The 24,164-nt window shown below is 45.3% G+C and carries 26 protein-coding genes; 8 read left to right on the top strand and 18 right to left on the bottom strand.

Annotated features, from left to right (window positions below; genetic code table 11):
* Positions 1 to 71 precede the first annotated feature (71 nt).
* From fliG to R7P64_RS09465, 15 genes are all read right to left on the bottom strand, one after another.
* Positions 72 to 1,127 carry a flagellar motor switch protein FliG gene (gene fliG / locus R7P64_RS09535; RefSeq protein ID WP_005380470.1) on the bottom strand — a complete coding sequence of 352 codons (1,056 nt, stop codon included), beginning with the start codon at positions 1,125 to 1,127 and terminating at the stop codon, positions 72 to 74.
* A complete protein-coding gene (fliF, locus tag R7P64_RS09530) occupies positions 1,120 to 2,862 on the bottom strand; it encodes a flagellar basal-body MS-ring/collar protein FliF (protein ID WP_005380462.1) in 1,743 nt (580 codons plus the stop codon). The genes fliG and fliF overlap by 8 nt, the downstream gene beginning before the upstream one ends.
* Positions 2,863 to 2,876: 14 nt before the next feature.
* Positions 2,877 to 3,188, bottom strand: coding sequence for a flagellar hook-basal body complex protein FliE (gene fliE, locus R7P64_RS09525; protein WP_005384482.1), 312 nt, complete (start codon positions 3,186 to 3,188; stop codon positions 2,877 to 2,879).
* 122 nt (positions 3,189 to 3,310) lie between these two features.
* On the bottom strand, positions 3,311 to 4,720 hold the full coding sequence (locus R7P64_RS09520; RefSeq protein WP_005380460.1) for a sigma-54-dependent transcriptional regulator: 1,410 nt from the start codon (positions 4,718 to 4,720) through the stop codon (positions 3,311 to 3,313).
* Between the two features lie 36 nt (positions 4,721 to 4,756).
* Complete coding sequence (locus R7P64_RS09515; RefSeq protein ID WP_005380459.1) at positions 4,757 to 5,788, bottom strand: sensor histidine kinase; 1,032 nt, start codon at positions 5,786 to 5,788, stop codon at positions 4,757 to 4,759.
* Between the two features lie 200 nt (positions 5,789 to 5,988).
* On the bottom strand, positions 5,989 to 7,455 hold the full coding sequence (locus tag R7P64_RS09510; RefSeq protein ID WP_005384490.1) for a sigma-54 dependent transcriptional regulator: 1,467 nt from the start codon (positions 7,453 to 7,455) through the stop codon (positions 5,989 to 5,991).
* Between the two features lie 287 nt (positions 7,456 to 7,742).
* The gene (gene fliS, locus R7P64_RS09505; RefSeq protein WP_005380457.1) at positions 7,743 to 8,153 is read right to left on the bottom strand and encodes a flagellar export chaperone FliS; all 411 of its coding nucleotides are present in this window, start codon (positions 8,151 to 8,153) and stop codon (positions 7,743 to 7,745) included.
* A 12-nt stretch (positions 8,154 to 8,165) separates the two neighbouring features.
* Complete coding sequence (locus R7P64_RS09500) at positions 8,166 to 8,471, bottom strand: flagellar protein FliT (protein ID WP_258481782.1); 306 nt, start codon at positions 8,469 to 8,471, stop codon at positions 8,166 to 8,168.
* A gap of 3 nt (positions 8,472 to 8,474) precedes the next feature.
* Positions 8,475 to 10,469 (bottom strand): flagellar filament capping protein FliD, encoded by a 1,995-nt coding sequence (gene fliD / locus R7P64_RS09495; protein WP_154205107.1) that lies wholly within the window; start codon positions 10,467 to 10,469, stop codon positions 8,475 to 8,477.
* A 21-nt stretch (positions 10,470 to 10,490) separates the two neighbouring features.
* A complete protein-coding gene (flaG, locus tag R7P64_RS09490; protein WP_213880839.1) occupies positions 10,491 to 10,925 on the bottom strand; it encodes a flagellar protein FlaG in 435 nt (144 codons plus the stop codon).
* 92 nt (positions 10,926 to 11,017) lie between these two features.
* Positions 11,018 to 12,148: a flagellin gene (locus R7P64_RS09485; protein WP_005380449.1), complete on the bottom strand. Its 1,131-nt coding sequence runs from the start codon at positions 12,146 to 12,148 to the stop codon at positions 11,018 to 11,020.
* A 288-nt stretch (positions 12,149 to 12,436) separates the two neighbouring features.
* Entirely contained in the window at positions 12,437 to 13,570 is a 1,134-nt protein-coding gene (locus tag R7P64_RS09480) for a flagellin (protein WP_005380447.1), read from the bottom strand.
* 262 nt (positions 13,571 to 13,832) lie between these two features.
* The gene (locus tag R7P64_RS09475; RefSeq protein ID WP_005380443.1) at positions 13,833 to 14,972 is read right to left on the bottom strand and encodes a flagellin; all 1,140 of its coding nucleotides are present in this window, start codon (positions 14,970 to 14,972) and stop codon (positions 13,833 to 13,835) included.
* 143 nt (positions 14,973 to 15,115) lie between these two features.
* Positions 15,116 to 16,018, bottom strand: coding sequence for a Dyp-type peroxidase (locus R7P64_RS09470; RefSeq protein ID WP_005387715.1), 903 nt, complete (start codon positions 16,016 to 16,018; stop codon positions 15,116 to 15,118).
* 46 nt (positions 16,019 to 16,064) lie between these two features.
* On the bottom strand, positions 16,065 to 16,550 hold the full coding sequence (locus tag R7P64_RS09465; protein WP_258474199.1) for a DUF2919 domain-containing protein: 486 nt from the start codon (positions 16,548 to 16,550) through the stop codon (positions 16,065 to 16,067).
* Between the two features lie 144 nt (positions 16,551 to 16,694).
* Between R7P64_RS09465 and R7P64_RS09460 the strand changes: the two genes are divergently transcribed.
* Both R7P64_RS09460 and R7P64_RS09455 read left to right on the top strand, forming a co-directional pair.
* Complete coding sequence (locus R7P64_RS09460; protein ID WP_169630860.1) at positions 16,695 to 17,048, top strand: DUF2956 domain-containing protein; 354 nt, start codon at positions 16,695 to 16,697, stop codon at positions 17,046 to 17,048.
* 3 nt (positions 17,049 to 17,051) lie between these two features.
* Positions 17,052 to 17,384: a DUF4156 domain-containing protein gene (locus R7P64_RS09455; protein ID WP_005380435.1), complete on the top strand. Its 333-nt coding sequence runs from the start codon at positions 17,052 to 17,054 to the stop codon at positions 17,382 to 17,384.
* 34 nt (positions 17,385 to 17,418) lie between these two features.
* Here R7P64_RS09455 and R7P64_RS09450 read toward each other — a convergent pair whose 3' ends face one another.
* Positions 17,419 to 17,706 (bottom strand): winged helix-turn-helix domain-containing protein, encoded by a 288-nt coding sequence (locus R7P64_RS09450; protein ID WP_005380433.1) that lies wholly within the window; start codon positions 17,704 to 17,706, stop codon positions 17,419 to 17,421.
* A 291-nt stretch (positions 17,707 to 17,997) separates the two neighbouring features.
* Between R7P64_RS09450 and R7P64_RS09445 the strand changes: the two genes are divergently transcribed.
* From R7P64_RS09445 to R7P64_RS09430, 4 genes are read left to right on the top strand one after another with little or no spacing between them, the layout of a single operon-like run.
* Positions 17,998 to 18,348: an ArsC family reductase gene (locus R7P64_RS09445; RefSeq protein ID WP_005380431.1), complete on the top strand. Its 351-nt coding sequence runs from the start codon at positions 17,998 to 18,000 to the stop codon at positions 18,346 to 18,348.
* Between the two features lie 18 nt (positions 18,349 to 18,366).
* A complete protein-coding gene (gene dapE, locus R7P64_RS09440) occupies positions 18,367 to 19,503 on the top strand; it encodes a succinyl-diaminopimelate desuccinylase (RefSeq protein WP_213973573.1) in 1,137 nt (378 codons plus the stop codon).
* 14 nt (positions 19,504 to 19,517) lie between these two features.
* Positions 19,518 to 20,216, top strand: a complete 699-nt coding sequence (locus R7P64_RS09435) for a M15 family metallopeptidase (protein ID WP_167415382.1) — start codon at positions 19,518 to 19,520, stop codon at positions 20,214 to 20,216.
* Positions 20,213 to 20,416, top strand: a complete 204-nt coding sequence (locus R7P64_RS09430; RefSeq protein ID WP_005380425.1) for a DUF2897 family protein — start codon at positions 20,213 to 20,215, stop codon at positions 20,414 to 20,416. The genes R7P64_RS09435 and R7P64_RS09430 overlap by 4 nt, the downstream gene beginning before the upstream one ends.
* 106 nt (positions 20,417 to 20,522) lie before the next feature.
* On the opposite strand, the gene bamC is transcribed toward R7P64_RS09430, so the two are convergent.
* On the bottom strand, positions 20,523 to 21,542 hold the full coding sequence (gene bamC / locus R7P64_RS09425) for an outer membrane protein assembly factor BamC (RefSeq protein WP_005380424.1): 1,020 nt from the start codon (positions 21,540 to 21,542) through the stop codon (positions 20,523 to 20,525).
* 66 nt (positions 21,543 to 21,608) lie between these two features.
* The gene (gene dapA / locus R7P64_RS09420) at positions 21,609 to 22,487 is read right to left on the bottom strand and encodes a 4-hydroxy-tetrahydrodipicolinate synthase (RefSeq protein ID WP_005380422.1); all 879 of its coding nucleotides are present in this window, start codon (positions 22,485 to 22,487) and stop codon (positions 21,609 to 21,611) included.
* Between the two features lie 476 nt (positions 22,488 to 22,963).
* Here dapA and R7P64_RS09415 point away from each other — a divergent pair, with 476 nt between their 5' ends.
* Together R7P64_RS09415 and bcp are read left to right on the top strand one after the other, a co-directional pair.
* Entirely contained in the window at positions 22,964 to 23,506 is a 543-nt protein-coding gene (locus R7P64_RS09415) for a glycine cleavage system protein R (protein ID WP_005380420.1), read from the top strand.
* 16 nt (positions 23,507 to 23,522) lie between these two features.
* A complete protein-coding gene (bcp, locus tag R7P64_RS09410; RefSeq protein ID WP_258515195.1) occupies positions 23,523 to 23,993 on the top strand; it encodes a thioredoxin-dependent thiol peroxidase in 471 nt (156 codons plus the stop codon).
* The last annotated feature ends 171 nt before the right edge of the window (positions 23,994 to 24,164 follow it).

The raw sequence follows: 24,164 nt of genomic DNA, 5'->3' as shown, positions 1-24,164 counted from the left end.
GGGTTACCTATTGTGTGTTCGATTAAGAAGTGAGGGTGCTCCGCAATAGGATAATTGCGAAGCAATAGAAATTATAAGAATTCGTCAGCACCGCCAGACAACATGAGCTCACCAGCATCCGCCATTCGACGAGCAATTGCTAAGATTTCTTTCTGAGCGGCTTCTACATCTGCCACTCGTACTGGCGGCATCGCTTCTATGTCATCACGCATCATATCAGCAGCACGTTTAGACATGTTCTTAAAGACTTTCTCACGTAACGAGTCATCTGCACCTTTGAGTGCTTTTTGCAACACGTCTTGTGGTACGTCACGCAGCAACTTCTGAATACCTTGGTCGTCCACCTCGACTAAGTTTTCGAAGACAAACATTAGGTCTTGGATTTGCGTCGCCATGTCTTCGTCCTGATCGCGAATTTGTTCCATCAACAAACCTTCGACGTTGTTGTCTAGGTAGTTCATGATCTCCGCTGCTGCTTTCAGGCCGCCAATTTTGGCTGCTTGTGCACCCGCTTGACCCGCGAACTGTTTCTCCATGATTTCGTTCAGCTCTGCCAATGCTGATGGCTGAACTTCTTCAAGGTTGGCAATACGCATCATCAGATCCAAACGCACGCGCTCAGGGAACTGAGACAAAATCTCTGCAGATTGGTCTGCTTCTAAATAAGACAATACGATAGTTTGAATCTGTGGGTGTTCATTGACAATAATGCTCGCCACTTGGCGTGGGTCCATCCATTTCAAAGAATCCAAGCCTTTTGAGCCCGTACCAAGTAGGATCTGGTCAACTAAGTTGTTGGCTTTGTCTTCACCAAGAGCGGCAACCAGTGCATTACGCATAAAGTCTTCGCTGCCCATACCAATGTTGGTGTATTTCTGGATATCCTCCAAAAACGCACGATGAACAGCAGATACCTTGTCTTGGCTGAGATCCTTCGCGCGAGCCATCGCACTACCAACACGCTGAACCTGTTTTGGTTCTAGGTGACGGATAATGCCAGCTGCATCTTGTTCATTAAGGCTCAGTAGCAAAATTGCCGCTTTTTCTTCGCCAGTAATGGTTGAAACATCCAGCTCTACTGGCATTCCCGCAGCGTTATCATCTTGAGGTACGATATCGTTAGCCATTGTCATTCATCCAGTTTTTCACTACTTGAGCAGCCAGTTCAGGTTCATTCGCAACCAGAGCGCGAACCGCTTTCAATACATCTTCATCTTTATGAAGGTTTGGCAAATCAATACTTGAGCCAAACTCGAACAGTTCGCTGCTTTCGATGTCACTGCCAATCAAGCTAGTTTCACCATCCGCACCAATCGGCAAGCCGTCTGGTCCGTACATTTCGTCTTCATCATCGCTGGTAGGGTTAAGCAATTTCTTCATTGCTGGGCGAACCAGAACCAACACAACCACAATAATCACTAATGCACTTGCGAACCAACGAACCCAATCACTGAAGTTAGGGTGCTCCCAAATTGGTGGTTCTTCTAGCTGCTCAGCCTCTGGCTCAGCAAACTTTACACTCAATACATTCAGCAAATCGCCACGGCCTTGATCAAAGCCAACGGTACCAATTAATACTTGGCGAATGGCATTGATTTCAGATTCAGACATTGGGGTATAAGTCACTTCACCCGTATCAGGATTAACTTGACGACGGTCTTTAATCGCAACAGAAACGGTCTGACGAGCCACCGTCCCGGTCTGCTTTCGCTCGTGGCTGATGGTGGTATCTAGCTCAAAGTTACGCGTGGACTCTTTACGAACTGACCCCTGCCCCATGACAGAACCATCTTTCATTTGAGCCACATCTTGCGGAATAGAGGCATCCGCTGGAGGCTGATTACTCAACGCACCCGGAATACCCGCTACCATGTTACCGTTATTGTAATCTTCGAGTGCGTACTCACTGCGGGTCGCAGGGGTATTTGGATCAAAGCGTTTGCGGGTTTGTTCAACCGCACTGAAGTCCATTTGGATATCAACCTGCGCCGTATAGTTGCCATAACCTAAAATGGGTAATAGTACGGAATCAATTTTTTCGCGCAGCGCTTGCTCTTGGCTGCGTTCTAATTCTTGTTCTTTGCGTCGCGCCGCAGAAGCAGGATCTTGGGAGCCTGAGCTGAGTAAGCGGCCATGCTGATCTGTGACGGTAATTCGAGAAGTTTTCATTCCCGGCACGGCACTCGCTACCATGTCGACAATAGAATCGACTTCTTGTTGCTTAAGGTTCGTGCCTGTCGACAATGTCAAAAATACCGACGCAGACGCTTCTTGGTTATGACGCACAAACACGCTGTGCTTTGGCAGTGCCAATAACACTCGTGCTTTGCGAACTTGCTTCATTTCTTCAATCGCTTGAGCCAATTGGCGCTCTCGACTGAGTTTGAGACGCTCTTGCTCGAGACGTTGTGAAACACCAAAACCCATGTCTTGCAGCAAAATATCATCGCCTGCTTCTGTAGCTTGGTTAACGCCGGAACGAACCATGCCAAGTTTGATCGAGTTGTACTCACTCGATTCAACAGAAACAGTATTGCCATCAAGCTTATAATTGATTTTCTGCTGGTCCAGATAATCCAGAACGGGGATCAATTCTTCGGTCTCGTACGCACCAAGTGGGCGCATCTCCGGTTCTTTGACCCAAAAGAACAGCATCACGATCAATGCAACACAGATGGATATCGACAGCACAAGCACAACCTGACGAAGTAAATCGAGGTCGCCCACTGCCATATCGAATTTTGACGCACTGCGCTCCTCTAGATCTGGATTTTGACTCTCCACATCCACATCGGAACTTGCTACCAGTGCACCATCTGAGCCGCCTTCAGTGACGGTTAAATCTGTAGACTTGTCTGCCACACTTATTACCTAAATTACACTGGCATGTTCATGAGGTCTTTATATGCCTCAACGAGTTTATTGCGAATTTGAACCGTCGCATCAAAAGCGACACTAGACTTGTTACGAGCGATCATAACGTCAGAAAGGGATACATCGGCATCACCACGATCAAAACGGGTTTGTAAATCACCAGATGCTTTTTGAAGTGTGTTCACGTTATTGATGGCTTTAGTTAGGAGATCGTTAAAATCTGCTCCAACTTTCGCCCCACTTGCAGTAGGAGCCGTATTGGTTGCTTCTACCATCATGGCGCGCATTTCTGCCTGAATACCATCAATTTTCATTAGCACCTCTAAGCCAAAAGATTGACTATTAACAAAACTGATTATTGACACAGCAATTAACGTGCCATAAGACATTAGTAATCAATTTACTTACACTTTTTGTCTTATGGCCGTTGTCTGTGTTAATTCGGGATATCTATACCAGCATCACGCATTTTGGCAAGCTTATAGCGCAAGGTTCGAGGGCTTATACCCAGTTTCTCCGCCATTTCTTTGCGTCGACCATTACACTCAACCAAAGTCTCCAAAATAATGGCGTATTCTTGATCGCGCAGCTCGCTGCCTAAGCCTTCTCCACCAGTTACTGGGCGGCTGACACTCTCAGCTTGAGCAACTGGCTTAACATTGGGCACGACCATATCTGCATTTTGCACCACGTGTTGCAAGCTATTGGCATCTTGCCAATCTACGCCCTCAAGCAAAATGTGCTCTGCATCGATGTCGCCATTTTCACTTAATATCAGCGCTCGTTGAACCACGTTATCCAATTCACGAACATTACCCGGCCAAGGGTATTGCAATAGTTTTTCTAACGCAACGGTCGAGAATTGAGGCACTGGCATGCCCATTTTGCTGCAATGACGCTCAGCAAGATGCTTGGCAAGCGGTGCAATATCGCCTTTACGTTCTTTAAGTGCAGGCCACGCAATTGGGAATACATTCAGGCGGTAATATAAGTCCTCTCTGAAGTTTCCTTCTGACACGTATTGCTTAAGATCACGGTTACTCGTCGCTAACACACGAACATCTAACTTGATGCTTTTGCGACTGCCAAGGCGCTCTACTTCTCGCTCTTGCAAAACACGCAACAACTTCGCTTGCAGGTTCAAATCCATTTCGCTGATTTCATCAAGCAAGATTGTGCCACCTTGCGCTTGTTCAAACTTTCCTGGGCATGCCTGAACAGCACCAGTAAATGCGCCCTTTTCATAGCCAAACAGTGTTGCTTCGAGCATATTGTCAGGAATCGCGGCACAGTTAATTGCGACAAAAGGACCATTTTTACGATTTGACGCGTTGTGAATATAACGCGACATCACTTCTTTACCTGAGCCACTCGGACCTAGCACCATAACATTCGCATCTGTACGCGCCACTTTATCGGCCAACGCGAGTAAGCTCAGACTTTTCTCATCAGCAACGATAGCGTCACCGTTGTCATCACTTTTTATCGGTGCATAACGACTGACCATATTTAGCAACACTTCTGGTGCAAATGGTTTCGCCATGTAGTCAATCGCGCCGTCTTTCATTGCCGACACGGCATCTTCAATATTGGCGTACGCCGTCATTAGCAATACTGGTAAGTTAGGCCAATTCTGCTTGATGCTTTTGAGCAGAGCTAAGCCACCCATACCCGCCATTTGCACATCAGAAACGACGATATCAACCGTATTCGATTTCAGCTTTAACAGTGCATCTTCAGCACAGTCCGCTTCCAACCACTCATACCCTGCCAGAGCCAGAGTATCGACTAGGGCTTCACGAAGACCTTCATCGTCTTCTACGATCAGCACTTTGCTTTGCGCCATTATGATTCTCCAGAAATTGTTATTACCAAAAGCCGCTTATTGCGCTTCTGTTTGCACTCGCTCTAGCGGAATGCACATGGTGAAGCAGGCTCCATCACCCTGCTCTGAAATAAGTTCCAATCGACCGTCATGGGCACGGCAAACCATTTGAACAACTGCCAACCCTAATCCAGTTCCTTGAGAACGTGTGGTAAAAAATGGCTCCATGATTTTGGCTTGCAGTTCTTCGGGCACTCCCGGTCCGCTGTCTTGCACAGAAATGCGTAACTCACCATTTACCGGGCGGAAAAAAATATCGACTTGCGATTCTTTACCAGACATTTGAATCGCATTCATGACCAGATTACTTAATGCGGATGCAATGGCGTTCGCATTGCCTAGTAGCTCAGTTTGTTCTTCTTCCACTTCTAGGCAGTAATCAATACTGTTGTTTTTTAGCGCGGTTTCGACCATCGGCTGATATTCCGCTACCAACTGGGCAATCGTGAATGGCTTAATGACTTTATTATCACCACCTTTAGCAAAAAGCAGCATATCATTAACCTGCTTTTCCAAATCGTGCAGTCGATCCATTAATTTGGTTTGGAAGCGATCTTTTGTCGCTGGAGGAAGATTTGGCGCTCCCAAATTGGATGCATATAACATAGCGCTCGACAGCGGCGTTCTTACTTGGTGAGCAAGCGACGCAACCATACGTCCTAACGACGATAAGCGCTGTAAATCACTGACACGAGCTTGAAGTAAACGGGTTTCGGTTAAATCGGTAATCAGGATCAATTGACCTGTTGTGGACGCCGAGATGGCGAGTCGAACTTTACGGCCATTCCGCAGGGAAACTTCATGGCCATCATCTTCACGTGGGTCAAACACCGCCTGGATAACGTTGAACCATTTTTCGTTAACCAGTGGAATCTCAAGAATTCGGTGCGCTTCTGGATTTGCTTCACGCACTACTCCGTACGTATCGAGCAAAATCACTCCAGCAGGCATCACATCGAGCACCTGTTTGTAGCGCTCAACCTGATTCTCTACGGAATCTAAATGGGATTGATTGGTGTTGTTATCCATTACTGCCTGTCGAAATATCGCCGCTAAAACTAAAATAGCTTGGTAAGCAATTAGCGTACCAAGCTATTTTTTTATATTTATCAGGACGTTAAGCCATCGACAATAAGTTGACACTCAGAGATAACGGTTTTGGATGCCAGAAAAGCGATGTTAACCAGCCCAAGTGATTATTCAGATATCGTCTTAAAACTTCACTTTACCTAGCGCTGTAAGTTGTACTTACGCATTTTTTCCACCAGCGTAGTACGTCGCATACCCAGCATGTCGGCCGCTCTTGCAACAACGCCACCCTGCGCTTCTAATGCTTGGCTGATCATATTAACTTCTAAATCAGCCAGCAGCTCTTTCAAATTAACCCCTTCCGGTGGCAGCGCTTGCGGGGCGTTCATGCTGTGATCAAGGTCGTCTTGATCTTCAAAGCTAAAATCTTCAGAGAAGATATCTTGGAATACATCACGCTCTTGCTCTTCCACCGAAACAAATGGATTGCTCTCTGGTTGGAACTCTGGGATGTCACTGTAGCGATATTTGGTTGGTAGATGGTTTACATCCACCAAGCTATTTGGATACAGAATAATCATTCGCTCAACAAGATTAGCCAACTCGCGTACGTTGCCCGGCCAGTTATGCTCCATCAGTGAGTTGATTGCACGAGGTGTAAAGCAGATAGGTTGTCCGCCTTCCGCCTCTAAACGTGTCATCAGTTCTTGCAGCAGCAATGGTATATCTTGTTTGCGCTCTTTCAGCGCTGGCATCTCAATTGGAAACACGTTCAGACGATAGAACAAGTCTTCTCGGAACGTGCCTTCTTCAATCATATTTTCTAGATTACGGTGTGTCGCCGCCACAACTCGAACATTTACCTTGATGGTACTATTGCCACCTACACGTTCAAAGCAGCGTTCTTGCAATACACGAAGCAACTTTACTTGCATCGACATTGGCATATCGCCAATCTCATCAAGAAAGATAGTGCCACCATCTGCGAGCTCAAATCGACCTTTACGGGCAGTTAACGCACCAGTAAACGCGCCTTTTTCGTGACCAAATAATTCGCTTTCTAGGAGCTCAGGCGGTATTGCACCACAGTTAATAGGTACAAATGCGCCATCGCGGTATGAAGAGTGATAGTGGATGTTACGCGCAACAACTTCTTTACCCGTACCGGACTCACCTAAGATCAACACGTTTGCTTCCGTGTTTGATACTTGCTCAATCAGGTGTCGAACTTCTTGAATACCTCTACTTTGACCAACTAAGCTGCGAAAAAGCGTGTTTTTGCGTGCACTAGCAACAACATTCACTCCTTTTCGCCCCAGAAAATCTTTGCAGTGGCGTAACGCTTCACTAAGCTGTGGGTAATTAAGCGGCAGCTCTAGTTCACCAACAAAATTTGGAAGATCATCAACAGGCAAAGGAAAACGGCCCATGACTAGAAGAGGGATGTGGTAAGCGCTGTTTAAATGAGAGATAACCGTACTCGCCGCTTGACCTGCTGGAATATTACCAACAATACAGCACGACCATACGCTAGACCAATCAACATCGCTGAGCTGATCAGAACTGACCGCTTCGCAATTTTCTCCAACAAATTCCAATATATTGCTTAAATTTAAACGACTTGATGCGTCATCATCAATTACAAGCAGCTTTGCCAAACCATGCATAAGTAAGAATGATTGCCTTTATTTTAGGTGCGTTGCGGCCAAACCTTGATTTGCGCAATTGGGTGCTAAAGAAGGCAGAACCACCACACTCAATTTACGATAGACAAAATAGGAAAATCAGCAACAAAAAAGCCATTAGGGCTACTAATGGCTTCTATTTTATTTGAATATAAAAATAAGGCAACCAAGCAATGGAGAGGTGTGAGCTTGATAGAAACTTTGCTACACAACTCGTTGCGCAATTGACAAATATATTCGTCTAGTATCTTAACGCATTGTTTTGACTATTAAATACCAACTTCAGCAGCGGTAAGATTATGAAACTCTGTTGGGATTTGGTCCCAAGCGGACTTGATCTCACGGATAATATCGATAACGTCGTCGATCAGCTGAGGCTCATTTTGATGGTTAGCAGCAGAAATTTGCGTGATCATAAACTCATACAGTGAATCTAAGTTTGAAGCAATATCACCACCGTCATCCATAGATAGACAGCTGCGTAGCGCGATAATGATGTCTAACGCTTTACCTAAGCGCTCACCTTTTGCTGGAATATTGCCTGCTTGCATGGCTGCTTTACCTTGAATAAGGCGCTCAATCGCACCAGCCATAAGCATTTGAATGACTTTGTGCGGAGAAGCCGCGCTAAGCTGGCTGTCGACTGATACCTTTTTGTATGCTTGCAAAGAACCGCGCATAGTAATCCTCTTTTAAATAAATTTTTTGTACTGCTGAAGTGAACGCTGGCCATAACGAAACTTATGGAGCTCTTTTCCGACCTTTGACGTTTCCGATAGCATCAGCTCGACAATTCTTTTGGTACGAGTTAGCAATGCTTGCCACTCTGCATCCTGCTTAACCAAAGGATTTTGATGAATAATTGGTAACAGGTTTTGCAATAACCGTTCCCTGATATCGACCAAGCGAAGAATTTCTTCAGCATTAAAATCAATTTTTTCTAATTCTTGCGTAATTAGTTGATCTATATCACTAATTTCCATGAGTTCTTTTTGCATTTATTAACCCAACGCACTCATCAAAGCGCCCAACTGGCCCTGCATTTTACCGGTCGCATCTTGCATCGCGGTAAACTTCGCATGAGTACGCTTCTCTAGGCTTTCCATGCGGCGATCTAATGCCGCTTGATCGTCACTCAAACGGTAATTTTGTTCTGTGAGACTTTTTTCTCGAGTACGAATACTGCCTGTAATACCTGTGATACCGTGAATCGCATCTTCTACTCGTTTAGCAAAACCTGTGTTGCCACCGAAGAACTTTTCTAACTCGTTGAAGTTATTGTTCAACTGGCGGTCTAGCATGTCATAGTTGATTTCTAGTGTGCCTTGACGTGTGGTCGTAATGCCAAATTCTGTTAAGGACTTTAGGTTTTCAGGTGCTTTATCGATTCGAGTAGAAAAAACCGATTTTAATCGTGAATCTGCACTGCGTACGGTGCTGTCACCTGACAACGGCCCTTTTTGACCAGTTACCGGATCCACACTCGCCAACGCTTGGGAGGTTTGATAAAACGAGTTATACGCTGCCACAAAGTTTTCGATATCGTTGCGTACACTTTGACGGTCGTACTCGACACCAATTTCAGCAGGCGGTTTATTCGGTTCTGATTTGCCTTTTAGTGTTAAATCAACACCTTCGATCGCATCTTCAATCACATTGTTGTGGCTAGATAGCTTTGCCACGCCATCAAGCAGAACTTCTGAATCTTGCCCTGCTTGTACTTCTGTCATCCCAAGGTATTCTTCAAAAGCAGATTGTGCCTTTGCGATTTTCGCTTCTGCTTCATCAATTTTTTCCAGACGCTCACGTTCTTGAGGATCAAGTTTAGCGCGATGAATTTGCTTAGCTTGCGCTTCGGACAGTTCACCACGTGCCACTTTTTCGTCTAACGCTTGCTTTTCACTCGCAATTTTTTGCTCGATTTCCGCTTTTTCTTGCTCGAGAAGCTGCTTAGCCTCTTTCGTCGTAACGTAAGAATCGGTTAGGGTGCCCGATGCGGCATTATTCCAGCCTGGTACATCTGGTGCCTTCTCTATTGCCTTTTCGTCGAGTTCGAGCTCTGGTTCTTCATAAGAGTCCAACAAAGTACCTGACGCAGTTTCTGTCCACCCTGGAATTCTGTCTTCAGGGCGTAAACTCGCGCGTCGGTTGGCTTCATCAATGGCTTCTTGACCAGCTTTGGCTGCTTCTGCACCCGCCGCAGAGATTGGCGCTTGCGATGCATCATCTTGTACATCGTCTGCCGCTTTTTGCTCTTCTGGAGGTAGAGGATTGCCGTTTGCATCCAGCTCTTCTGCTGGTTGTTCCGGAAATTTAAGAGGACCTAAGACATCTTCCGCCGCTGAACGAGCTTCTTCAAGCGCGTTGACGCGGTCTTCAAGTGTTTGGTATTCGAAATATTTAAGAGGGTTGCCTTTTTCTGCCTCCACACTGACTCTGATTTGATGATCCTTACCAGAGAGGTTAGAAGCAAGGATAAGGCGTGGACCTTCGACGTCGTTAATAAGAGATGCACGAACGCCAGGGTTATCTTTAGCGCCATTGATGCCACGTACGACATCGATGAGCTTAGATCGGGAACGAACATCGATATTAAAACGCTCATCACCAAGCGAAATCTGCAGCTTACCAGGGCCAAATTTTGCGTCTTCTGGCAATACGTCAGAAGCGACTTTATGGCTCTGAGCAAGCTGCAACACATCGATAGCATATTTGCCAGCGATAGCATCTGTGGTTGCCGTGGCAGATACGATATTGTCATCGGTCGTTTCGACAGTGCGAACGGCAAATGCTTTCTCCTGACGAAAGTTCGCCATGAGATTTTTCATCGTATCCAATGATTCTCTGAGTCGTCCGTAAGCACTGATACTGGCATTAATTGTCGTGCGTTCGTTGTCGATGCGTTGCTGCTTTGGTACGCGTTCGGCATCCACAATTTTGCTGACCATGGAATTAATATCCATGCCGCCAGACATCCCCAAAGGGCCTAAACTCATCAAATCACCTCTAAAAACGACTTACACTTTTTCAGTCAACAACCCGCTGTTGGCTGTGTGCTCAGCTAGGCGACGCAATACCACTAGCATTTCTTCATCAGGAATTTGACGAATCACGTCACCGGTATTGGCTTCATAAATCGTCACCACATCTCGTCCGGATTCTTCATCCACTCGAAATGCGACTCCTTTGTTTATGGACGTTACAAATTCATTCATTTGTGCGACCAATTTTTCACGTTCTTCTTTGTTCAGTTCTTGACGGCTTTCAGCCATCTCGATCGCAGCTTGAACAGAGAAGTCGTATTCGGTGTTTTTCGCTTTTTGCGGCGAAATCTCACCATTTGAATTTGCTGGGCTAGACGTGCCTATATCATTGCCATTTTTACTTGCAAACTTTGTGCCATTTGGCGTGCCGTAAGGCTGGATGTTCGATGCGTAGGAGGATATATCCATTACAATCTCCCTTCCACCTTATGGGCTAACGATAGAATCTATCGCTTTGGTGCCCCAGCACTAAGGTGTTGACCTCAGGCTGGGTTTACCACTTAGCCCAACAAGCTTAGCGCTGCAGATGGAGACTGCTTCGCTTGAGCCAGGATTGAAGTACTTGCTTGCTGAAGAATTTGCGACTTAGTCATCGCAGTGGTTTCCTTCGCGTAATCAGTATCTTTAATACGGCTTTTAGACGCGTTAACGTTCTCGTTAATGTTGTCTAGGTTGCTGATTGCGTGGTTGAAGCGGTTTTGGAAAGCACCGAGTGAAGCTCGTTGGCTGTCTACGGACTTAAGAGCACCGTCGATAACCGCTACTGCTTCTTGAGAGCCAGCTACTGTGGTTACATCGATGTCTTTCACTGTTACGTCTTTCGGGCCACCAAAGCCGATCTCGTCTGCTAGGTTGCCAGAAAACTCAACATCACCTTCAACTTTTTGAGAAGAAGCAAATACTTGTAGTTTGCCATCTTCGCCAACAGAGGCTTTTACATCATCGTTTTGACCGTTGATGTATGTCGCTAGCTGCTCAATATCATCGCCTTGCTTAGCGCTGATTGATAGCTCTTTCTCTTCACCCTGCTTGTTGGTGTAGCTCATTTTGAACTCTGTTTTCTCACCAACAGTCCAAGATGCGTCTTTACCCTCTTCTGCTGCGTAGCTCTTACCACCCATTGCTGAAGTGTCTGAGCGTAGGTTACCCATAGAAAGCATCACTGCTTCACCTGAGTCCGCACCGATTTGGAAAGATTGAGTACCGTAAGTACCGTTTAGAAGCTTGTTACCACCGAAAGAGGTAGTTTCAGCAATACGGTTTAGCTCGTCGTTTAGCGCTGTTACTTCTTCTTGGATCGCTACACGCTCTGCTTTTGAGTTAGAACCGTTCGCAGATTGAAGCGAAAGATCACGCATACGTTGTAGGATGTTGGTAGATTCATTCATTGCACCTTCAGCAACCTGTGCAATAGAAATACCGTCGTTTGCGTTTTTCACTGCCATGTCTAGGCCACGGCTTTGTGCATTCAAGCGGTTTGAAATCTGTAGACCTGCAGCATCGTCTTTCGCGCTATTGATTTTATAACCCGAAGACAAACGCTCCATTGATTTTTGTTGACCGTCAGCTGCCTGGTTTAGGTAACGCTGTGCAGTCATCGCAGAAACGTTAGTATTAACGTTAATCGCCATAATTGATCTCCTTAAGGCTTTAGTGAATGTACCGTCGTGTCTCTCACCTCACTTAGGTACATCTCATTTCTCTCAGTCCCTTTAACGGCGACCGATGAATATCCTTTAGAAGAAATTTTCAATTTTTTGCGATTATTTTCTTTGGCTTACTGAAATGTGATGAAGCTCTAATGTCGTGATTCGCAGAAATCCTGGGGCCCCAAAAGACAGAAAAAAACCCAGCCGAAGCTGGGTTTACTCGCTCATCTCTCACCACGAGCCAATGAGGTTCTCGTCTTAGGTTTGAAATTAACCTAGCAGACTTAGCGCTGAGTTTGGCGCTTGTTTCGCTTGCGCAAGGATTGAGCTTGACGCTTGCGATAGAATTTGTGACTTGGTCATTGCCGTCGTTTCTTTCGCGAAATCTGTATCTTTGATACGGCTCTTCGACGCATTCACGTTCTCGTTAATGTTGTCCAAGTTGCTGATTGCGTGGTTGAAACGGTTCTGGAATGCACCTAGCTCTGCGCGGTGGCTGTCTACGTATTTCAGTGCTGCATCGATGATAGCAACAGATTCTTGTGCGCCACCAACTGAGGTTACGTCGATAGTATCTACCGTTACTTTTTTACCTTCGCCCAAACCTAGCTCACCAGATAGGCCGCCTGAAAACTCGACTTCGCCTTCGACTTTGTTGTTGCCAGCAAAGATTTGCAGTTTACCGTCTTGGTCTACTGAGGCTTTCACTAGGTCAGTTTGACCGTTAATGTAAGTCGCAAGCTCTTCGATATCGTCACCCGCTTTTGCGCTGATGTTGATTTCTTGCTCTTGGCCGTAGCTGTCCGTTAGGTTGATTTTTAGGTCGTTCTTACCTTCAGCAACGTTCCAGTCTTTACCTTTACCACTTTCAGCTTGGTAGCTCACACCGCCCATCATTTTGTTGTCTGAGCGCATGTCTTTTAGCTCAAGCATCACTGCTTCACCGTTATCCGCACCGATTTGGAACGATTTCGCACCGTGTGTGCCGTTTAGTAGCTTGTTACCACCGAAAGAAGTGGTTTCTGCGATACGGTTTAGTTCGTCGTTTAGCGCGGTCACTTCTTCTTGAATCGCCACACGTTCTGCTTTCGAGTTTGAACCGTTTGCTGATTGCAGAGACAAGTCACGCATACGTTGAAGAATATTAGTGGTCTCATTCATTGCACCTTCAGCAGTTTGTGCAATCGAGATACCGTCGTTCGCGTTGCGAACCGCTACATCCAAACCACGGCTTTGTACGTTCAAACGGTTCGAGATTTGCAGACCCGCAGCGTCATCTTTTGCGCTGTTGATTTTGAAACCCGAAGACAAACGCTCCATAGAAGTTTGTTGAGCTGAGTTTGCGTTGTTTAGGTAACGCTGAGCGGTCATCGCTGATACGTTAGTGTTTACATTCACTGCCATGGTGATTTCTCCAATTGATTTTCCGGTGTAGCGGTTTCCGACGTCTCGGAAAACCAAGTAGTTCTCTCAAAGTTACTTTTATTAACGGCGCATGCCCTGTTTTCTTTAGAGAAAATTTAGATTTTTTTGAAAATAATTCGTTTGGAGGGGTAATCGTGACAAAGCGGATAAAAAAGCAAAAAAACTTTCATTTTTCGCTAAAGCTTCTTTTCGAATTGTCGATACAGGCAGGTTTTGCGTTAAATTCGGGCAAGGCCGTTCATCAGCCAAGCAAGGTCAATGCTAGGTTTGGCGCTTGTTTTGCTTGCGCCAGAATAGAAGTACTGACCTGTTGTAAAATCTGCTGCTTCACCATTTGCGTAGTTTCTTTGGCATAGTCAGTGTCTTGGATACGACTGTTGGAAGCGGCTAAGTTTTCGTGGATGTTATCGAGATTATTGATCGCGTGATTAAAGCGGTTTTGATACGCGCCTAACTCCGCACGACTGCCATCTACCGTTTTCAAAGCATCATCTAAAATGCCGACCGCCATCTGAGCGCCACCGACCGTGCTAATATCAATACTATCTACCGTTCTATTTACGGTGACATACTTGCCAAGTTCTAACTCATCAGCCAGGCCACCACTGAAGGTTGGTCCAGGGTATTTTATGGCGTCCTTGTGGGACATGAGTAACTGCAGTTGCCCCTCTTCATTAACAGACGCTTTCACTTTATCGGTTTGCCCATTAATGTAAGTCGCGAGTTCTTCTATATCGTCGCCAGCTTTAGCTTCAATACGGATCTCCTGCTCTTCAAAATTGTTATCACGGTAGCTGATAACAATTTCATTATTTCCGTTTTGAACCGTCCAATCTGAACTGACTCTTTGATATGAGCTCATTGAAAAGCTACCTAAAGATTCCGGCTGCATGGTCCGCAGGCCAATTTGTACCGCTTCACCAGCCGTTGCACCGATTTGAAAAGACGATGTACCGAATGTGCCATTCAGCAATTTACGTCCGCCAAAGGAGGTCGTTTCTGCAATACGACTTAACTCATCATTTAAAGCAGAGACTTCTTCTTGCAGTGCAGTGCGCTCCGCTTTGCTGTTTGAACCGTTAGCTGATTGAAGCGACAAATCACGCATACGTTGCATAATGTTAGTCACTTCATTCATCGCCCCTTCGGCGGTTTGCATTATAGAAATGCCGTCATTCGCGTTACGTACCGCGACATCCAAACCACGCATTTGCGATTGTAGACGGTTGGAGATTTGCAGACCCGCCGCGTCATCTTTTGCGCTGTTAATACGTTTCCCTGAAGACAAACGCTCCATGGATTGGTTCAGCATGTCAGTTGCACTGGTCAAATGACGCTGTGCGACAAGTGCTGCAACATTGGTATTAACGGTGATCGCCACGAATAAAGAGTCCTAAAATTAAGGCTTTGAGTACTTATCGACCAAGTAACAGAAAAGTTTAGTGTTTTTTGAAAAGAGATTGGAATAGAAATAGAAAACAAAAGCCCTCCAATTGGAGGGCTTAAGAAATAAAGTCTGAGAACTTACTTGATGGCTAGCTCTGCGAGCATTTCTTGTGAAGGAGCGAAGAAGTACGCACCAGTTACCGCTGTTGTGAAACGAAGCATTTGGTCTGTTTTACCATCTGTCACGCCGTACATACTTTCTAGCATCACTTTAATGTTATGAAGTGTATTGCAGTAAGAAATAAACAGCAGGCCATGAGGCCCTGTTACCGTCCCGTATGGTAAGCTGTGGCGAACAATCTTCAAACCTTTACCTTCTTCTTTGATATCAACTCGACCAACGTGTGATGCAGCAGGAACGTCTTCTAGCTCGATAGAGTCTGGCTTGGTACGACCAATCACTTTTTCTTGCGCTTTGACATTCAATCGATTCCAAGCGGCAAGGTTATGTTCAAAGCGCTGAGCCATAACATAACTGCCTCCAGCAAATGGGCCCTCTTTTACTAGAGCCACATCAGCGCGAGCCTCCCCTTTCGGGTTTTCTGTGCCATCAATGAAGTCTGTCATATCACGAGCATCAAGGTAACGGTACCCATATGTTTCGTCCACAATGGTGACATCTTGTGCCGTCTCTTCTAGGAACTTACGCAACACGTAAAAATGCAAGTCGTGACGAGTCGAGTGACAGTGAATCAGTACATCTACGTCTGTTGCTGGAGCAACGATGTCACCTTCGCCAAGTTGAGTAAAATCAATAAGCTCTTCTGGCGCGTCTACATTAAGGTGTTCCCAAAACGATTTTGTGAATGCGATAGAAAGCGTCAGCGCTGCACCCGGCTGGGTAATGTTTAACTCTTCCACCAACTTTGGCAGTGCTTTCAGTTTTTCTAATACGTTTTCACGGTTTTGGTTCACTTTGAGTTGAGTGTACAGTGCAAATGGCCCGGCTTCTGGCACGATCGCCGTTTGAGCTTGTGACATTGAGGTTTCCTCTATTACTTTGCCCCAGAGTGGGAAGTTATTGTTTTTAATTCTTTGAATGCTGCTGTTCATCGCGCGCCAATTGTGGCACATGAAAACAGTCTTTTACCCATCTTCCATTTAGAAGATAGATCATAAACCAAGCTAATAAGGTAATGGTAAGGGCGTTTGCCCAATTAAACACTCCATGTTCTAGGTACACATGATACATGGTCTGAGCAAGTTGAATACCGCACAAGATCAAAGTGATCTCGCGACCATAGCGAGTAATTCTGTTTACCCATCCTCTGTCGGGATGACGAAGCCCCATTAACCACATAAGAAGCAAACTTGGAATGCCCATCGCCAAACCTAAATACAACGTACTTGAATCTGGGTAAACAATAGCGAGTAGCTTGCTGCCACTATCACGACTTACACCAGCCATGGCAAACACCACCCATGAACGCACAAGAAACATCCATCCCACCCATAAAATGATCGGCGCCTTTAAAAATCCATGAGCGTCATATTGGTCAAACGAATAGCGCACAACATCTTCTTCTTTATGTGATAAAAACGTCACTTTAACCTATCGTTTCAGAGTTGCAAGCCAACAAAGATGAGAACTGAAGTTCATTTCAGCACCTTACACAGGTAAACTAAACAAAGATTTACAGCGACGTTGATGAGAAACATGAAAAAAAGAACTCCAGCTACCCCAGCGCCTTCTCAAGAAACTCAAGCCGAAGCGATGAGAATTGCTAAATCCACGCAAAAGCCCGGCCAAACCAAAGAGCAAACCAAGCTCATCGCTCAAGGTATCGAAAAAGGCATCGCGCAATATAAGAAACAACAAAAAGAGCGCAACCGCCAAGCCGATAAAGCGAAGAAAAAACAGCAACGTGAAAAACAACGTCAGCATGAAGAGATTATCGAACAAGACAATATCACCGACGATGCGCCAAACCATTCATCAAGCAAACTGCCTTGGACACTACTTGTCCTGAGCTGGATTGGCTTTGCTGCTTACATAGTATTGGGGAAATAGCTAATGAAACGCCTGTTACTTGGACTTTTTGTCGTGCTTCTAACGGGTTGCACGATGCCTTCTCATCTTACTCATGCTCAAAGTCAAGATGTTCATATTCGCATTGACGCGCAATTCGACCCTGAGCGATGCGAATACAAAGGCGAAGTTACTGGAAGTGAAGGCCATTGGTATAACTACATTTTCATGACTAATGACGCGATGATGCAAGGCGCGATGAACGATTTAAAAAACAATGCAGCGGCTATCGATGCGGACACCGTTTTTATGGTTTCCCCACAAGATTTTATCACTTCATTTAGCGTACTGGGTTCCGCCTACCGCTGCAATGGATGAGGCCTGAATATGAAAAAAGCCAGCAATTGCTGGCTTATGCACGAAATCCAAGGCTGCTAGCGATATCTCTCTCCCGCTCTAGAACCCATTGGCTATCAAAAGGCCCCCAATCTGAAAGTTGATAATAGCCGTCATTATGACGTCGGCCATCTTGAACGAATATGAGTTCAATGCCGATCCCAGGTAACGCCTTGAGTACATCTTGAATAGTACGACGAGGCCACCCCGTTTTTTCGATCAACTTTGGCACATTCGGCCTTTCTAGGTTTTCCACCAACAAGGCCAAATATAGCCGCCTTGCAAAAACAGGACTCAATTCCATTGACACCTCCTAAAATTGTGCTGATTCATTATTTCGTTTTTGCTCAGCGAGGTGTTGCGTTTGATCAATAACTCGACTTTTCCATTTGATTTAGACGATTTTTTATTCGATTTATAGCGCATTCATCGTAAATAAGTTATGTGGCATTAGTTATCTCAATCTATCTGAAAATATTTTCCACCGCATTTTGTCAGTTTGATTGCTTCTTGATAGGATGCTTTAACAGCCCAAATCACTTAAGTGCGTCTTAACCGCGCCAGTGAAAAATAGAACAAAGAAAAAGGAAACACTATGTCGATTACCATGTTTGGTATTCCCAACTGCGATACGATCAAAAAAGCCAAGAAATGGTTAGAAGCCGAGGATATTGCTTACGACTTCCATGACTACCGTAAGCAAGGCATTGATGCAGAAATGGTAAGTGAATTTTGTCGCGCTTTAGGTTGGGAACAGGTGCTCAATAAACGTGGCACAACCTACCGCCAATTAGCGCAAGAGCAGAAAGACACACTTAACGAGGAAAACGCCATCGCTCTTTTGGTAGAAAACCCTGCGATGATTAAACGCCCAATTTTAAAAGTGAATGATCAACTTCATATCGGTTTTAAAGCTGATCAATACGCTAGCATTTTCAACTCTTAAATAAAGGAATACTCAAGGATGACAGACAGTCCAGTATTGGCACTTGCTAAAGATCTGATCAGTAGACAGTCCGTAACGCCGGAAGACGCAGGTTGTCAGGATTTGATGATCGAGCGCTTAAAAGCACTCGGGTTTGAAATTGAAGTGATGGTATTTGAAGACACCACGAACTTCTGGGCTCGACGTGGTTCAGAAGCACCGCTATTTGCGTTTGCTGGCCACACCGATGTGGTACCAGCTGGCAAATTGGAACACTGGAATACACATCCGTTTGAACCGACCATTATTGATGGTTACTTGCATGGCCGCGGCGCAGCTGACATGAAAGGGTCGCTAGCTGCTATGGTCGTTGCTGTCGAACGCTTCATTGAAGAAAACCCAGACCACAAAGGCTCAATTGGCTTCTTAATTACGTCGGATGAAGAAGGGCCATTTATCAACGGTACAGTTCGCGTTGTAGAAACGTTGATGGAACGTGGTGAGAACATCGATATGTGTATTGTTGGTGAACCATCCAGCACCGACGTGGTTGGCGATGTAGTGAAAAATGGACGCCGTGGATCCATCACTGGTGATTTAACGGTAAAAGGAACACAAGGTCACGTGGCCTACCCTCACCTAGCCAGCAATCCAGTGCACGAGTCTCTACTCGCGATTCATGAACTCGCGACGACAGAATGGGACAAAGGGAATGATTACTTCCCACCGACTAGTTTCCAGATCCCGAATGTATCGGCTGGCACTGGTGCGTCTAACGTTATTCCTGGCGAGTTCCATGTTCAGTTCAACCTACGTTTTAGTACTGAGCTTAACAATGACGCAATTGTTCAGCGTGTTACCGAAACATTGGACAAGCATGAGCTGGACTACGACCTAAAATGGACATTCAACGGAGCCCCATTCCTGACCGATACGGGCGCACTGCTAGACGCGGTTGTAGCTGCTGTGGCCGAAGTCAATGATACGAAGCCAGCGCTACTTACAACTGGCGGTACGTCTGATGGTCGTTTTATTGCTCGAATGGGAGGTCAAGTCGTAGAGTTAGGCCCTGTTAACGCTACGATTCATAAAGTGAACGAGTGTGTGAAAGTCGACGATCTTGAAAAGTTGACGGACATGTACGAAAACACGTTGAAACACCTATTGGCGAAGTAATCAGCGAGAACACAATGACACCAGAGCAACTCACCGGAATCACTGATTCTCATCTTCAATCCACACTAGTGGGGCAAAAAGCGTTTCTACTCCACCCTGAAGTGGCTGACGATCTGCTAAAGATGATTGAAGCGGCAACAGAAGCAGGTTTCAAAATGGAAATCGCCAGTGGTTTTCGTGACTTTAATCGCCAAAAAGCCATCTGGAACGGGAAGTTTTCTGGTGAGTTGCCAATTCTCGACATCAACTCACGCCCTTTGAATAAAGCAGAGTTAAATGACGAAGAGAAATTGATGGCCATTTTGCGCTGGTCGGCATTGCCCGGAGGAAGTCGTCATCATTGGGGGTGTGATTTTGATGTCTATGCGCGCAATTTATTGCCTGCTGACACAAAACTCAAGTTGGAACCTTGGGAGTATCTTGAAGGCCACCAGCAGGCGTTCTACCAATGGTTAAAAGCCAACCTTGGTCGGTTCGGTTTCTTCTTTCCTTATCAGCACGATTTAGGTGGCGTTTCGATTGAGCCTTGGCACATTAGTCACCGCGCTGTCGGGCAGCAATGTCTCAAGCAGTTGACGCTTGATGTACTCAGCAGCCAGTTGATTAAACAAAATCAGACCAACAACATTGCAGGGATTGACGTCATACTGAATAATTTGGATAACGTCGTTGCCAAATTTATTCACAATATCACGCCGCCGGAGGCTCTATGATAGAAATACTAACCAATCCTTGGGTCATTATTATTGTAGTGTTGAGCGTGGTCATTGGTAATATTGCCGCACTCAAATACACCGCAAAAATGAAGTTTGGTCAGATGGATAAAAGCCGTAAGAACGATTTAGATAAGCTGAACACATTGGATAAACAGCGCTACGCTGAAGAAGATAAAAACAAAAACGAGCCTCGTTAGTTACTCACCAGCTTCATCTCGACACATTTAATCTAAACATCAAAAAAGGGACCACTAGGTCCCTTTTCTATCATTAAGTAAACACGCCGCGTTAAGCTCACTTTGTTTACTGCTTCACTGTTGCAGCCAATACAGGCGCTAGTGATTTCAAAAACTCTTCTTCTACTGGCTTGCCAGAGGAGTCGGTGATATTGATAGACGTACGGTTGCCTAAATCACCAAGTAAGAATGTGTACTTACCAGCGGCTAACTCCACTGGTTTAACGCCGATATCGTTCCAGAATTCATCATCCGGAGACGCATATTTCGCAGTGATTGTGCCCTGAGACTGGCTACGCTCTTCAATCTTAAAGCCCATCTTAGGTAGAATATTAGGCAGACGCTGCCAAAGCATGTTGTATTGCGCACGCGCGATAATCACAGGAAGTCCGCTGCGGTCTTTACCCATTGTGATTGGGATCTGTTTAACCAACTCTTGCGCTTTACGCTGTGCTTCTTCACGCACTTCTTGATCGTAGCGAGCGGTGACCAAGTTCGTCATGAACACATTGTAGCGCTCACGGTTGGTCGCCGTTACTTCTTTCACTTGATTGCCTTCACGCCAGTCAATAAGGCTAACCTTAAAGCCGTGTCGACCATTTGCTTCAGCGCGTACGATTTCATATCGGCTGCCAATTTCTAGCTCTTCATCTGGCGAATCCCAAGTCACCCATCCTGTCTCGATGCGAGAGTCTGTTTGGCTTTCAACTGGAATCTCGTTAGCCGCGACCATGTTTTGCACCGTTTGCCAAACTTTATCTAGTTCATCTTTACGAAGTAGCCAAAGTGTCACTTCACCATCACTACTGCGGTCTAGACGTGCACCGGGAATAAGCTCTAGGACTTGTTGAGGTGGACGAATGTCGACATCTTTACCGACACCACCAGCGTAGTTACCCTGAGGGATCTCGTAGTTAGGGTAAAACTGAGGCTGTGCACCCTGTGGGACATTCCACTCACCCAAATTGGGGGAGTTCAAATACTCGAAGTCATCTTTTGCTTGACGACGTTGATTGGCACCACCTGAACAGGCAGTCAATACGAATACAGCTAATGAACTTAACACTAACTGGCTTGAAAGCTTCATCTATACTCCTAAAACACCGAGGGCGCTTTGGCCCCCAGTATGAACTTCAATCCTAGTAACTCAATCTTAATAAATATGGGCGTCTGTTAGCGCCTGCTCGACGATCGGCTGCGATTTTTCAGAAAGCGTAGTTAAAGGAAGACGCAAACCACCTTCTTCAATCAAACCAAGCTTTTGCGCTGCCCATTTTACTGGGATAGGGCTTGCTTCGATGAAAAGGTTTTTGTGTAGAGTCATCAAGCGTTGGTTAATCGCTTCTGCTTCTTCGTACTTACCTTCACTTGCCAAATGGAACATGTCTGCCATGTCTTTAGCTGCAATATTGTTCGTTACTGAGATAACACCATTGCCGCCAAGTTTCACAAAATCCAGCCCTGTCGCATCATCGCCACTTAGTAAGATAAAATCTTCGCCACAAAGTTCACGATGAATTGCAATTCGTTCCAAATCGCCCGTTGCATCTTTTAGAGCCACGATATTATCAAGCTTTGACAAGCGTGCCACTGTTTCTGGCTGCATATCAACAGCAGTACGGCCTGGTACGTTGTACAAAATTAGAGGCACATCACTCGCTTCGGCAATTGCCTTGTAATGTAAAAACAAACCCTCTTGAGTTGGTTTGTTGTAATACGGTGTCACACTCAGGAAGCCAGCAATACCAGAATCAGCCAGTAATTTGCTAAATGTTACTGCCTCATGGGTTGCATTTGCACCCGTGCCAGCAATCACAGGGATGCGACCGTCGGCAAACTCAACAGTTTTATTAACGACCTTCACATGCTCTTCAATGGTCAGTGTCGCTGACTCACCTGTTGTGCCTACTGCCACAATACCGTCTGTACCCGCTTCAACGTGGTACTCTACTAGCTTTTGCAGACCGTCAAAGTCTACTTCGCCATCTGCTTTGAATGGCGTAATCAGCGCTACGATACTTCCTGAAAACATGTTTATCTCCCTCATTTAACTCTTTCTGCATGGTACTGTAATGCGATTGAAAAACACAAGAGCGTAAACTCGCTTACAAAGTACAAATGAATGAATAATTATCAGTTGTTAGAGGTCTAGCAACTTAATTGCTCTATTTGGTTTGATTAACGGCAATATTGATAATCGTGTTGGGCTTTCGAGTGACTTTAGAATCTATCAGTGATTTGGAAAATACTGAAGAGCACAAGCAAGGAAAATATACTCTTTGGTCTTGTTAGCCAAGTCAGATCTAAGTGAATAAAACGGCCAGACAATAGGCAAGCACATCATGCAAACGTTTTGTTTATCCTATAGCCTGCATTTACTGTTTATTTCCCACCACTCCCCTCAAGCTCCGACTGCTTTTTTATGGACTAAAAAAGAACTGGCTCGATATTTCTTCGCAATATCTGTGCTAACATCTCTCTATTGAAGAAAGGACAAGAAGCTCATTTATGAAGCAACATCTGGTACTTACAGCAGTTGGAACGGACCGTCCAGGCATTTGTAACCAAGTCGTACAGCTCGTTACTCAAGCTGGTTGTAACATAGTCGATAGCCGTATCGCTATCTTTGGCAGCGAATTTACGCTGATCATGCTCCTGACTGGGAACGCCAGCAGCGTGACTCGAGTTGAAACGCAATTGCCCCTGCTTGGCCAAGAACATGACCTTATTACGATCATGAAACGCACAGCGGCGCACGAACTACTCGATAACAGCTACACCATGGAAGTGTTTATTGAGTCTGAAGACCGCCCTGGGTTAACTGAAAAATTTACTAAGTTCTTCGCTGATCAGCAGATTGGTTTAGACTCTCTTAGCGCGCAAACCATCAGCAAGTCGAAAATTCAACTCGATTCTGACCAGTTTCATATTGCGATTACTGCATCTGTAAGCGCGGATTTTAATTTGATGCAGTTACAAGAAGACTTCGATGAACTTTGTAAGTCGCTCAACGTACAAGGTTCTCTGAATTTCATTAAAAACACACTATAAAGTAAAGGAAATCAAAATGAATACGCTGACAGCAGGCTCGCCAGCGCCAGCCTTCTCTTTGCTCGACCAAGACGGAAATACCGTTTCTCTTGAAGACTTTAAAGGCAAGAAAGTACTTTTCTACTTTTACCCTAAGGCGATGACGCCGGGTTGTACTACACAAGCAAAAGGCCTTCGTGACATCAAAGCTGAACTCGATGCACATAACGTGGTGGTACTCGGCGTAAGCATCGACCCTGTAAAGCGCCTAGGCAAGTTCATCGAGCGCGATGATTTAAACTTCACTCTGCTTTCAGATGAAAATCATGCCGTTGCAGACCAGTTCGGCGTTTGGGGCGAAAAGAAATTCATGGGCAAAGTATACGACGGTCTTCACCGCATTAGCTTTCTGATCAATGAAGAAGGCGTGATCGAACATGTGTTCAACAAGTTCAAAACCAAAGATCACCACGAAGTCGTATTAAACTACTTAAACGAAAACGCTTAAACATTATTGTTTTTCTACAAACAAAAAGCCCAGCAAACTGCTGGGCTTTCTTTTAACCATCTGTGCCGTCCTAAATAAGGTTGACACTTTCCACCCCCCAAAATTGGAGAGTGTTATGAAATCAACAACTAAAAGAACTCAGCGCGATTACTCCCTCGCTTTTAAACTCAC

It is taken from the genome of Vibrio sp. 2304, assembly GCF_033339475.1.
GTDB classification, from domain to species: domain Bacteria; phylum Pseudomonadota; class Gammaproteobacteria; order Enterobacterales; family Vibrionaceae; genus Vibrio; species Vibrio alginolyticus.
Note: the sequence above shows the minus strand (reverse complement) of the source record. Positions and strands in the feature narration are given on the sequence as shown.